Origin of the sequence: Idiomarina sp. 29L (assembly GCF_004123135.1) — a bacterium.
Classification (GTDB): Bacteria; Pseudomonadota; Gammaproteobacteria; order Enterobacterales; family Alteromonadaceae; genus Idiomarina.
On record NZ_SDJS01000003.1, the window covers coordinates 57,180 to 69,643 of the forward strand.

8 protein-coding genes are annotated in these 12,464 nt (G+C 48.2%); 2 read left to right on the plus strand and 6 right to left on the minus strand.

The genetic code is table 11. The features are described 5' to 3' along the window. Nucleotides 1-4: 4 nt before the first annotated feature. From parC to EST55_RS07705, 4 genes are all read right to left on the minus strand, one after another. Nucleotides 5-2,242 carry a DNA topoisomerase IV subunit A gene (gene parC / locus EST55_RS07690; RefSeq protein WP_129497049.1) on the minus strand — a complete coding sequence of 746 codons (2,238 nt, stop codon included), beginning with the start codon at nucleotides 2,240-2,242 and terminating at the stop codon, nucleotides 5-7. A 24-nt stretch (nucleotides 2,243-2,266) separates the two neighbouring features. Further along, entirely contained in the window at nucleotides 2,267-4,159 is a 1,893-nt protein-coding gene (gene parE, locus EST55_RS07695) for a DNA topoisomerase IV subunit B (protein ID WP_088767658.1), read from the minus strand. 65 nt (nucleotides 4,160-4,224) lie between these two features. Beyond that, entirely contained in the window at nucleotides 4,225-4,692 is a 468-nt protein-coding gene (locus EST55_RS07700) for a DUF1249 domain-containing protein (protein ID WP_129497050.1), read from the minus strand. An 8-nt stretch (nucleotides 4,693-4,700) separates the two neighbouring features. Then, nucleotides 4,701-5,318, minus strand: a complete 618-nt coding sequence (locus EST55_RS07705) for an NUDIX domain-containing protein (protein WP_129497051.1) — start codon at nucleotides 5,316-5,318, stop codon at nucleotides 4,701-4,703. A 221-nt stretch (nucleotides 5,319-5,539) separates the two neighbouring features. Here EST55_RS07705 and tolC point away from each other — a divergent pair, with 221 nt between their 5' ends. Then, nucleotides 5,540-6,904, plus strand: a complete 1,365-nt coding sequence (gene tolC / locus EST55_RS07710; protein ID WP_129497052.1) for an outer membrane channel protein TolC — start codon at nucleotides 5,540-5,542, stop codon at nucleotides 6,902-6,904. Between the two features lie 100 nt (nucleotides 6,905-7,004). Then, entirely contained in the window at nucleotides 7,005-7,931 is a 927-nt protein-coding gene (gene lpxL, locus EST55_RS07715; RefSeq protein ID WP_129497053.1) for an LpxL/LpxP family Kdo(2)-lipid IV(A) lauroyl/palmitoleoyl acyltransferase, read from the plus strand. Here the strand turns inward: lpxL and glnE are convergent. Together glnE and EST55_RS07725 are read right to left on the minus strand one after the other, a co-directional pair. Then, nucleotides 7,915-10,779: a bifunctional [glutamate--ammonia ligase]-adenylyl-L-tyrosine phosphorylase/[glutamate--ammonia-ligase] adenylyltransferase gene (gene glnE / locus EST55_RS07720; RefSeq protein ID WP_129497054.1), complete on the minus strand. Its 2,865-nt coding sequence runs from the start codon at nucleotides 10,777-10,779 to the stop codon at nucleotides 7,915-7,917. The two genes, lpxL and glnE, sit on opposite strands and share 17 nt — an antisense overlap. After that, entirely contained in the window at nucleotides 10,779-12,278 is a 1,500-nt protein-coding gene (locus EST55_RS07725) for a CYTH and CHAD domain-containing protein (protein ID WP_129497055.1), read from the minus strand. Before EST55_RS07725 ends, glnE begins: the two co-directional genes overlap by 1 nt. Nucleotides 12,279-12,464 lie beyond the last annotated feature (186 nt).

Genomic DNA, 12,464 nt, shown 5'->3' on the forward strand with positions numbered 1-12,464 from the left:
AGCCTTACTCATCTTCAACGACAATATCGTCGACTCGTTGAAGGCCTCTGGGCAGTTTGTTACCCCGGCGCCCTCGCTCGCCCAGGTAGTGCTCGAGATCAGCCGGCTTCAAGGTCAGTTTGCGTTTTCCGGCCATTAACGTTACCGCCTTGTCCGGTGCGGCTGTCGCCAGGGCCACCACATACTCCTCCCGCGACTGAGCTCTTAACGCTGGGATATTAATAATTTTGTTCCCTTTCCCTTTACTGAGCTGCGGTAAATCAGCTACCGGGAAAACCAACATACGACCTTCATTTGATACAGCGATAACACGGTCATTTTCAATGCTGTTAACCGATGTCGGAGAGAGTATTTTTGAACCGGTTGGTAAGGTAATAATCGCCTTGCCATTTTTGTTACGACTGACTAAATCACTAAACTGGCAGACAAAACCGTAACCAGCATCCGATGCAAGCAGCAGGCAGCTGTCGTCTTTCCCCATCAGTACATGCTCTACCGTTTCACCTGACACCAGACTGAAGCGCCCGGTTAGTGGTTCGCCCTGGCTTCTCGCCGATGGCAACAAATGAGCTTCGCACGAAAAGCTCCGGCCTGAGCTATCAATGAATACAACTGGCTGGTTGCTTTTCCCTTCGGCTGACCCAAGGAAGCTGTCACCCGATTTATAACTCAGCTTCTCACCGTCAATATCATGGCCTTTCGCGCTACGCACCCAGCCTTTCTTAGACAGTACAACGGTAACTGCCTCTGCCGGCGTGAGATCGCGCTCACTTAATGCCTTTGCTTCATTACGCTCAACCAACGGCGAGCGACGTTCATCACCATAAGTTTCGGCATCGGCAAGCAGTTCCTTGCGAATCAACGTTTTCAGGCGACGGTCTGAGCCCAGAATTTTTTCAAGTTGCTCACGTTCCTTGCTCAGCTCGTCTTGTTCACCTTTCAGTTTCTGCTCTTCCAGCTTCGCTAAGTGCCGTAATTTCAGCTCAAGAATGGCTTCTGCCTGCTTGTCTGACAGCGCAAAGCGCGACATCAGAACCTCTTTAGGCTTGTCTTCCGTACGGATAATTTCAATAACTTCGTCTAAGTTTAGATACGCAATGAGCAAGCCTTCCAAAATATGAAGACGCGCCAGTACTTTATCTAAACGGTATTGCAAGCGGCGGGTGACCGTCTGCTGACGGAACTCGAGCCATTCTTTTAAAAGTCCCACCAACGGCCTAACTTGCGGACGGCCGTCCAGCCCCAGAATATTCAAGTTAACGCGGTATTGTTTTTCTAAGTCAGTGGTTGCGAACAAGTGATTCATCAGTTGTTCCGTGTCAACGCGATTGGAGCGGGGAACAATCACTAAGCGTGTCGGGTTTTCATGATCCGACTCATCACGTAAATCAGACACCAACGGTAACTTCTTCGCCTGCATTTGTTGCGCAATTTGTTCCAGCACTTTTGCGCCGGAAGCCTGATGTGGTAGCGCAGTAACCACAATTTCACCGTCGTCTACTTCATAAGACGCCCGCATTTTTATACTACCGCGACCGGTTTCGTACATTTTCTTAATGTCTTCGGCAGGCGTAATGACTTCTGCGTCGGTCGGGTAGTCTGGCCCTTTTAGCACATCCATGATGTCTTCAAGTGTGCTACTTGGCTTTTCCAGTAACATGGCACAAGCGTTGGCTACTTCGCGAGCATTATGTGGCGGGATATCCGTCGCCATACCGACCGCAATGCCTGTCACGCCGTTCAGTAAAATATGGGGAAGTCGCGCCGGTAGAACTTTCGGCTCCTTCATGGTGCCATCAAAGTTCGGTATCCAGTCAGCGGTGCCCTGTCCTAACTCACTCAACAGAACTTCACTAAACTTAGACAGTCTCGCTTCGGTATAACGCATCGCCGCAAACGACTTAGGGTCATCGGGAGAGCCCCAGTTACCCTGCCCATCCACTAGCGGATGTCGGTACGAAAATGGCTGCGCCATGAGCACCATCGCTTCGTAACACGCGCTGTCACCGTGAGGGTGAAACTTACCCAGCACATCACCCACTGTACGGGCGGACTTTTTATATTTCGCTAAAGCCGATAAGCCCAGCTCTGACATCGCATAAACAATACGTCGCTGAACCGGTTTTAAACCATCACCAATATGTGGCAATGCCCGGTCCATAATGACGTACATGGAGTAATTTAAGTAGGCCTCTTCAGTAAAGCGGCTGAGGGGGCGTGTTTCGGTAATCTCCGTCGACATTCTCACTTCTCCTTGCTTAGCAGCCTACAGTTCAGCCAAATCGGCCATGTTACCTTTGCTTTCCAGCCAAGTACGGCGATCACTCGCACGTTTCTTCGCCAGCAACATGTCCATCAGTTCTTCCATCATTTCAGCGTCATCTATTGTCAGCTGCACCAATCGACGTGTATTCGGATCCATCGTCGTTTCACGAAGCGTCAATGGGTTCATCTCGCCCAAGCCTTTGAAACGTTGAACATTGATTTTGCCTTTTTTCTTCTCGGCTTCAATACGATCCAAAATGCCCTGCTTTTCATCTTCATCAAGGGCGTAAAACACCTCTTTACCGACATCAATTCGATAAAGTGGCGGCATGGCAACAAAAATATGGCCATTTTCAACCAGTGGCCGGAAATGTTTCACAAACAGTGCACACAGCAAAGTCGCAATGTGAAGCCCATCAGAGTCGGCATCCGCAAGAATACAAACTTTACCGTAACGCAACTTGTCCAAATCAACACTGTTTGGATCGACGCCGACAGCAACGGATATATCATGGATTTCCTGTGATCCCAGAATTTGCTCCGGATCCACTTCCCAGGTATTCAAAATTTTTCCGCGCAGTGGCATGACGGCCTGAAACTCTCGGTCGCGAGCCTGTTTCGCTGAACCACCGGCCGAGTCACCCTCAACCAAAAACAATTCGCTATTGGATGGATCCTGACTAGAGCAATCGGTTAACTTACCCGGTAACGCAGGTCCCTGAGTGACTTTCTTACGGACAACCTTTTTGCTTGCTCGCAAACGACGCTGAGCGTTACTGATACAAACATCAGCCAATAATTCAGCTTGCTCGGTGTGCTCATTCAACCATAAGCTGAATGCGTCTTTGACGACGCCGGAAACAAAGCTGGCAGATTGTCTCGACGACAAACGCTCTTTGGTTTGCCCGGCAAACTGCGGATCTTGCATCTTAGTCGACAAAATATAGGAGCAGCGTTCCCACACATCATCAGGTGTCAGCTTCACACCTCGCGGTAGTAGATTGCGGAACTCACAAAACTCACGCATAGCCTCTAACAGGCCTTGTCGCAAGCCGTTAACATGCGTACCACCTAATGGCGTTGGAATCAGGTTTACATAACTCTCAGATAGGCCCTCACCACCTTCCGGTAACCAGGTTACCGCCCATTCAACCCCTTCGGTTTGCGAGCTAAAAGAGCCATTAAATGGGTCTTCCGGTAAAGTAGGAACCTCTTTTACCGCTTCAATCAGGTAATCGGTCAGACCATCCTCGTAAAACCAAGTTTCTTCGGTGTCATCGACCTTATTTTTGAAGGTAATGCTTAACCCGGGACACAGCACCGCTTTCGCCCGGAGCAAGTGCTTCAACTTGGTAACAGAAAACTTTGAGGAATCAAAATACTGAGCGTCTGGCCAAAAATGGACTTTGGTTCCGGTATTGCGCTTCCCAACAGTGCCGGTGACTTCTAACTCAGAGACTTTATCGCCATTTTCGAAGGCCATTTCGTAAACCTGACCATCTCGCTTAATGGTGAGCTCAACACGCTTCGACAGCGCGTTAACAACAGAGATACCAACACCATGCAGACCACCGGAAAACTGGTAATTTTTATTCGAGAACTTACCGCCCGCATGCAATTTGCTCATAATAAGCTCGACACCCGGAACCCCTTCTTCAGGGTGAATATCCACGGGCATACCACGACCGTCATCCATGACTTCTAAGGATTGGTCGGTGTGTAGAATAACCACTAAGCTTTTAGCGTGACCGGCAAGCGCCTCATCCACACTGTTATCAATAACTTCCTGACCTAAATGGTTGGGCCGTGTGGTATCGGTGTACATACCGGGGCGGCGCTGAACCGGCTCCAGGCCATTCAGCACCTCTATAGAATCGGATTTGTAGTCTGTCATGAGTCCCTGTTTTTTGTTGTAGCTCGCTCCGCAAAGTTGACTGACAATTTACCGCTAACCGTCGTCTATTTGAAGTAGTAAGGCATAAATTTCTGCACTGACTCGCTCAGCTCTGGTTGGATTCGACCTTGCTTACGACACAGTTGCAACCAGTCCGACAAAAATTGATTTGCTTGGTACTTTTCATCGCGGTGTCGCATATCTTTATTCGGCTGACGATAATGCACTTCTAGCTTTGTAATACCCTGCGTTTTTAAGACTTCCGCCATACGCACGTCATGGTATAGGCGCACCGTCATTTTGGCGCGCAAATAATCCGCCCAGCTAGGCTTTAGTTGCTCGATCGAAATATCCGTTGTGTAACGCGAATTGTCGACACGTTTTACCACAAACACCAAGCCTTCGCCGGCTTGAATAATGACCTCAGCTTGAGTCGAGTCATCTTCATCCGGCACAAAAGGTAACAAAGCGGCATAGTTCAGCTCATTCAACCGGTGTAACTCTGCCACGTCGACAACGTAACGCTGCTGCATATCACCCCTTACAAGCTCAGCTTATTTCTAAACACATTATCTCGATGCAATAGCAACCATTGTAACCCAATTACACTGGCGGCATTATTAATTTCCTCACGCTCTAACATACCAATAGCATCTTTACGCGGTAACACATGCACTTTAATGTCTTCATCTTCTTCAGGAAGACCGCCAAAATCAGCCGCTAAACTCGTGTCGACTTCCGCAATATAAATTGTCAGTTTCTCATCGGTTCCGCCCGGGCTCGAGTAGTAGCTGGTTGCGTAAATCAACTGTTTGGCTTCCAGGCCTGCTTCTTCTTTTAATTCTCTTGTTGCGACCTCTTCAGCACTTTCATCAGCGTCAAACATGCCTGCGACGAATTCAAATAGCCAAGGCCCGTTGGGGTCATCTAATGCACCTACCCGAAATTGTTCCAGCACGACTAACTCGTCGCGAACAGGGTCATAAGGTATCACCACGACAGCGTGGCCACGCTCCATCAATTCACGCTCAACAGGCTGACTCCAGCCGCCTTGAAACAAACGGTGTTTGAGTTTGTATTTATAAACCGACAAAAAGCCTTCATAAAGCGGCTGTTTTTTATCGAGTTCAACATCTTTTCGAGTCAATCTTGACGCCATTTCACCTTCTCGCTTCAACTTTTTTTGATATGAGAGTAAAGCCTGCTTTCTGATCTACTATACAGCAAACATTCTGTTACACTTGAGCAGATTCTGAAACCATGTTTTGCTTAAATTATCAGCGTGAATCAATTACACTGGTAATCATTCAACACTGTATGTAAACTAACGCGCAATCATTTTAAGACTATTGCATGTCAAGTAACGGGACACTGACTACCATGAAAAAGCACCTCTTGTCAGCGGCTGTAGGAATTGCATTAACTACAGTCTCTTTTACATCAAATGCCGAAGATTTAGCTCAGATTTACCGCTTAGCGGTTGATAACGATCCGACCTTATTAAGAGCCGCAGCCGAGCGCAACGCCATTCAAAAGGGTGTTGATATTGCTAAGTCCGGTTTCTTACCACAGGTGACTGGTCAAGCAGGCTACAGTGATAGCAGTTCAGAGTCGTTTCAACCAGGCATCGGTTCATACGATATCGACACTGATGGTTGGCAAGCAGGCGTTTCTCTGAATCAAAGTCTTTTTGACTGGAGCGTTTGGAAAAATGCGGATATCGCCGAGAAGCAAGCCTATCAAGCAGAAATTTCTTATAACAACGCGCAACAAGAATTAATGCTTCGAGTCGTCAATGCTTACTTCCAGGCGCTTCAGGCAAAAGACGACCTGTCATTTGCTGAAGCCGAGAAAAAAGCCATTAAACGTCAGCTTGAGCAAACCAAACAACGTTTCTCCGTTGGTTTAACCGCCATTACTGACGTGCACGAAGCACAAGCACAATATGACAGTGCCGTCGCTCGTGAAATTCAGGCTCGTAATGCAGTAGAAATTGCCTACGAAAGCATTCGTGAAATCACTGGACAATACCCGCAGACACTCGCTGCATTAGACACCGAAACCTTTTCACCCAGTGACCCTGCACCGGAAGATGTCATGAAATGGGTAAAGAAAGCGGAAAATAGTAATCTAAGCTTATTAGAGAGCATGGTGCAGGTTGAGATTGCTGAACAGCAAATTAAGCTTCAGCAAGCGGGTCACTACCCGACCGTGTCATTATCAGCGAACTATTCAGCCAATGATATCGATAGAACAATACAAGGTGAGCCATCCCCAGATACGGGCCGTCTTGATAGCCGTTCAATTGGTCTAAACGTCAGCGTACCTATTTTCTCAGGCTTCCGCACCTCAGCTGAAGTGTCTCAGGCGCGTGACAACTACGTAGCAAGTAGCCAGCAAATGGTTCAGACCCGTCGTCAAATTGAGCGTGAAGTGCGTAACGCTTACTACGAAGTATCTGCGTCAATTGCCAGTATTAGCGCATTCCAGCAGTCTGTAGTTTCAGCAGAAAGTGCCTTAAAAGCAACAGAGGCAGGTTTTGAAGTCGGTACCCGTACTATCGTTGACGTACTGAATAGCACTCAAAACCTGTATAACGCTAAGCGTAACTTATCAGAAGCTCGCTATGGCTATATTCGCCAAATGCTACGTTTAGAGCAAGCGGCAGGACAGCTTCAGGAAAACGACCTACTGGCAATTAACAGCAGTTTGTCTGAAGACGTCGAAGGAACTGCGGCAGACTAACTCCGCTGACCACAGGCACCACGTCCCGTTAGTGGTGCCTGCCTCCCTTAATTCTATGTTACTATCCGCTCCAATTTAATAAACAACAACGGTTCTTGTTGTGATTGAACAACCCAAATTTAAATTCTATTTTTTGCACCCAAAGTTCTGGCTTACCTGGCTTGGCGTTCTTATCCTTTATACCGTTTCCTGGCTGCCTTATCGTGTACAGCTGGCTATGGGGCGTGGTCTTGGCTTACTGTTTAAAAAGCTTATGCCCCGGCGCGTTAATATTGCCCGCACTAATTTAAAGCTCTGTTTTCCTGACTATAGTGACGAGAAGATCGAGTCGCTGGTTACAGAGAATATGAAGAACACCGGTATCGCTTATTTTGAAGTCGGTATGGCTTGGTGGTGGCCGGACTGGCGCATTCGTCGCAAGCTTCATATTCACGGTGAGGAGAACTTGCGCAAAGCCCAGGAAGACGGCAGTGGCGTGTTGTTATTGCTGTTTCATTTTCTCAGCCTGGAAGTGCATGCTCGCTTGCACGGGTTTGTAGAGCCTGCTGTTGGTTTGTATCGCCCTCATAACAACGCAGTAATGGAGTTTCTGCAAACTCGCGGACGTGCTCGCTCCAATAAATACATGATTCAGCGGAAAGACGTTAAAGGCATGCTTAAAGCTCTGTCTCAAGGCGATATTGCCGGTTACTTACCTGACCAGGATTACGGCCGCCGCCGTACTGAGTTCGTTAAATTCTTTGAGGTCCCTGACGCCTCAACCACCACTGGCACTATGTTGTTCGCCAACGCACCTAATTGCAAAGTGTTGGTATCTCGCTGTGTTCGCCGCAAAGACGGTACGGGCTATGACTTATATTACGAACCTGAGCTTCAAAACTTCCCGACAGGCGACGACAAAGCGGACGCTCGCTACGTCAATACCCTAGTCGAAGAGGCCGTGAAAAAAGCCCCCGAGCAATACCTGTGGGTTCATCGCCGGTTTAAAACGCGACCTGACCCCGATATGCCTAGTTATTATCAGTAGGTTCTATCTCAGTGTCGCCAAGCAGCTTATTCCAGCAACGAATAACAGCTTGGCGCTCTGTGTCTAAGTTGTGCTTTTCTAAAAGCTGCTCTCCCTGCAACGCCAGGGCGTGACTCTCACAACGAAATATCTGAAACGCATTCACCAAATTCTGGGCATCAACATCGTCTAGCAAATGTTCTTGCTGAGCCTCGGTTAACAGTCGAATATTATCGCTGTAGCGACACAAGCTGGGGTGTGTATGCGCATATTTAAGCACAAGGTACTGAGTAATAAACTCAATGTCTGCAATACCACCATCGTCCTGCTTCAAGTCAAACGCATCCATGCGACTGGCCGACAAGTGATGTTTCATTTTGCGTCGCATGGACACAATATCTTTTTTTAACGGCTCGTCATCTCGCGGCTGCATTAATGCGGCTCGCCGGATATCCATTAACGTATCTCTTATGCTGTTACTTCCATACACGGGGCGAGCTCGCACCAATGCCTGTAACTCCCATGTCCATGCGTCGTCATGTAGGTAGCGCGCGTAAGACTTCACCCTTGTGACTAACAGCCCTGACTGCCCGGACGGTCGTAAACGAAGGTCAACATCGTATAACACCCCTGCAGTCGTTCGCGTCGTAAATAGATGCAGTACGCGCTGCGCCAAACGCAAGTAGAACTGCTGAACCTCAATAGGCTTATTGCCGTCAGTAACCCCCTCGTAGGTCGAGTCTGTAACAAACACCAAGTCGAGATCGGACCCATAGCCAAGCTCTTCGCCACCCAGTTTGCCGTAAGCCATAACCCCAAAGCCGGTATTCTCCACACTGGTTCCCTCGGGCTTGCCGTGCTTCTGGGTTAACTGGTACCAGGCCAGGCCAATCACTTCATGAATAATGGCTTCTGCCAGAGCACTCAGATGATCACTGACATTCATAAGCTCCAAAACATTACTAATATCAGCCGCAGCAATTTTAAGCTGTAGCGCCTGCTTTGCCTGCCTGAGAGCATCCATTTGCGTTTCTAAGTCCTGCTCTGGAATGCGAATTAAGTATTCACGCAGTAACGCATCGTAGTTTTTCGACTCCGGCAACGTATAAAGTTGCTGCGGATCGATGAGCTCATCGAGTAACAAAGGGTGTTGTGCCAGCTGGTTGGAAATCCAGGGGCTGGCCATACATAACTTACAAAGCTGCGCCCGTGCCCCAGGGTTTTCTGCCAGCAGCTCTATGTAGGCAGTGCGGCTCATTATGGCTTTAATAATAGACAGCAGCCGCTCAAGAAGTCGTTCGGGGTGCTGATGCTGAACCGCATGCCTGAGCATCATCGGCATTAGGCGTGCCATTGCCGCACGTCCTCTTGGCCCGGAACTTCGACGCCGACTCTCCTGCCGAAAGTCATTAATCAGCCGCCATAAACGTTCCGGTTCATCAACCCCTTCTGCTTCCAGAATCTCGATAGCCGCGTCGTCTTCCAGCATATCCTGCCAAAGCACTTGCAGCGACTGCTCTTCTTCATCGTCTTCGGACTGTTCACCAACGACTTGTTGAAACTCTTCGTGAATGCTCGCCATGCAGTCATCCACACGCGCTTGCACTGATGCCCAGTCGGCTTCGCCCAACATACACCGCAACCGCTCCTGACCCAGTTCGTCGTCGGGTAACTGCTGCGTTTGTGCATCATCGATTTGCTGCAAACGATGCTCTATAGTGCGTAAAAACTCATAGTTCTCAATCAGCTTGTCCGCTCGTTCTTTCTCTATGAGCTCTAGCTCAACCAGACCATTAATTGCCTTATACAACGACCGTGTTTGTAAACTTTTTTCCTGACCGCCCCGAATAAGCTGGTGCGCCTGAACAATAAACTCCACCTCGCGGATACCGCCGGCGCCCAGCTTGATATTGTTCTTGACCCCTCGTCGCCGAGTCTCCTGGGTAATAAGCAACTTCATTTTGCGCAGCGCTTCTATGGCACCAAAGTCTATGTAACGGCGGTAAACAAAAGGTCGTATCAAATCATAGAACGTTTTCTCGTCCGCGGCACTTGCGCCAATAAGGCGGGCTTTTACCATTGCGTAGCGCTCCCAGTCGCGCCCTTGCTCCTGATAATAATGCTCTAGCGCGTTAATACTGGTAACCAGCGGGCCAGACTGACCGAAAGGCCGTAAACGCATATCGACCCGAAAGACCTGACCATCGGCGGTTGTTTCATCGAGCAAGGCAATAAACAGCTGCGATAATCGCTTGTAAAACACGCTGTGCTCTAAATTACGACCGGGTCCCTCGGTTTCTCCCTGCTCAGGGTACGCAAAGATAAGATCAATATCTGAAGAGAAATTAAGCTCACGTCCGCCAAGTTTTCCCATGCCAATAACCAACATAGGCATGGCCTCCCCATTGCTGTCCCGGGGCGTACCGTGCTTGGCTACTAATCGTTTAAAGGCCCAGCTCAGGCTTTGCTCAATAGCGGCATCGGCAAAAATACTGAAATGTTTTAACGCTTCAGTAATAGATAATTGACCAAGAATATCTGCTGCCGCTAGCTTCGCCATGACACAATGACGATACTCTCGCAGTTTATATTTGGCACGGCGGTCGTCGTCGCATTCTCTGAGTAGTTTGTTGAGCTTGCTTTCATATACGCTGCTATCATCTATAGCAATAGCACCGTCATTGGCAAAAAAGTCAGCGAGGAACTGATGGGGATAGCGCTCAGCGACACGCGCAATAAAAGGGCTTACCGCAAAAAGTGCGCGCAAAACTTGCTGCTGAGACTCAGTGAGCGACACCTCACGAGCTTCCCGGAAGCGCTCCCAGGCAGGCTCACTGTGTGTTTCTAAATAGGAGTTAAGCTTAAGCATTAGGCAAACCAATACGGATCACGCTTTAACGCTGCCTTTCTTGAGTATTCCAATGCCTTCAACAAAGACTCTCGTTGCATTTTTTGCCACTCCAGCAAACGGTCCAAGTCATCGTCATCACGCTCTTTAATGCGTTCATGCAAAATATGCAGGGCGGTAATCTCTCGAATACCGCGCGCTAAATCCTGCCAGGGTAAACGGAATTTCTCGCGTATGTCATCATCGAACAGCTCACCAAAACAAGTTCCCATCAGCAGACTATTTTGCAATGGCTTCAATAACTTTAAGTAGCCTTCTTCATTCAGTTTCTCATGCTCAGAAAAAGCCGTTTGCACGAGTTGCCAGTCGCTTTTAAGTAATTGACTGCACCAAGGCGATACTGGCTGCGATAACTCTTCTGTCATTTCCTGTTCAATTAAAAATTGTGACAGTTTCAGGACTGTTGTTTGATAACGCGCAGACGCCACCACCTCTGCAACTTCATTTAACCGAATCACATCTTCCTGGCTGTTCTGTAAGCTTTCATAGAGCTTTTCATAACGCTTTAAGGCTCTATGGTAGGCTCCATCTTCTGCCGTTAGCTCATCAAGCCCTTCAAAGTTTTTCAGCCACTGTAACTGCTCAGTGATTTTAGCCAAGTTAGTTAACAGTTGACGCTCGCCAACACCCAGTTCAATCAATTGTTCCAGAGCAACTCGCACTAATTGAATACCATCAGCAAGTCCTTGAACCGCGCGAACACTCGGATTAAAAAGCAAACAGGACTCATTGTGCTGCCAGTGCCTTAATCCATACTCAACCGCTCGGTATAATGCCTGACCGATGGTGAAGTCATTTTCCAAAGGGACGTAATGCATCTGCGTAAACGGCTCTAGCAGACTCTTACCGGCCAGCATATAGCCACGGGCCGCTTTACTCAGCGAGCCCACTTTCGCTTCCACTTTAGTCACCAACTGATGCGCTAAATGATAGGCATCATCTATCGAGCCACCCTGTAACTCCAGCTCAATTTCAGAAATAGTTTCTGAGTTTTCACCGGCCTGGATTTGCCCCTCATCCAGCACCATTTCAATCACGCCATCACCGCTAGGCAGGCGCCAGCGGGTACGCGTAAAGTCAGTCACAAAAATAGTTTCTAAGTCACGCTGAATGTCGTAAACCGGAAAGTCGTCAGGCCAAATCTCACTATCAAACAATGTTAAATCGGGCTTTTCGCTATCAACATTTACATTGTACTCCGGCCGTTGATGCATACCGCCCATAACTCGACCGGCTAACTTAATCGTTTGTTCTTTTTGATCTTTATGGCTGCGTATGCGTAATCCCATATCAAACTGACGCAAACGCAAATCGGATGTGTCGAAATAACTGTTTCTGAGTTCAAACTGTGTTTTTTGCGTGGTTCCTGAACGGACATCAGCCAGTGATTGACACACTTTTAAAGCTTGATCTCGTTTTTCAGGAGCAATCAGTAATTTTAACTCAAGTTCTTGTGACATTGACGCATTCCGAAGCGGGTGAAAGTTAAAGTAAAGGTACTGGCTTGGCGGCTTAGGGTCAACAAACATAGGCATTTTGTTGGCTTGACAGTATCCCGAAAAAATAGCAACGTGACGACAGGCCTTTTTTAGGGTCTTTACCCGCGCAAAAATAAGCTTATACTTGCGCCGATTCCCGACGTTGGG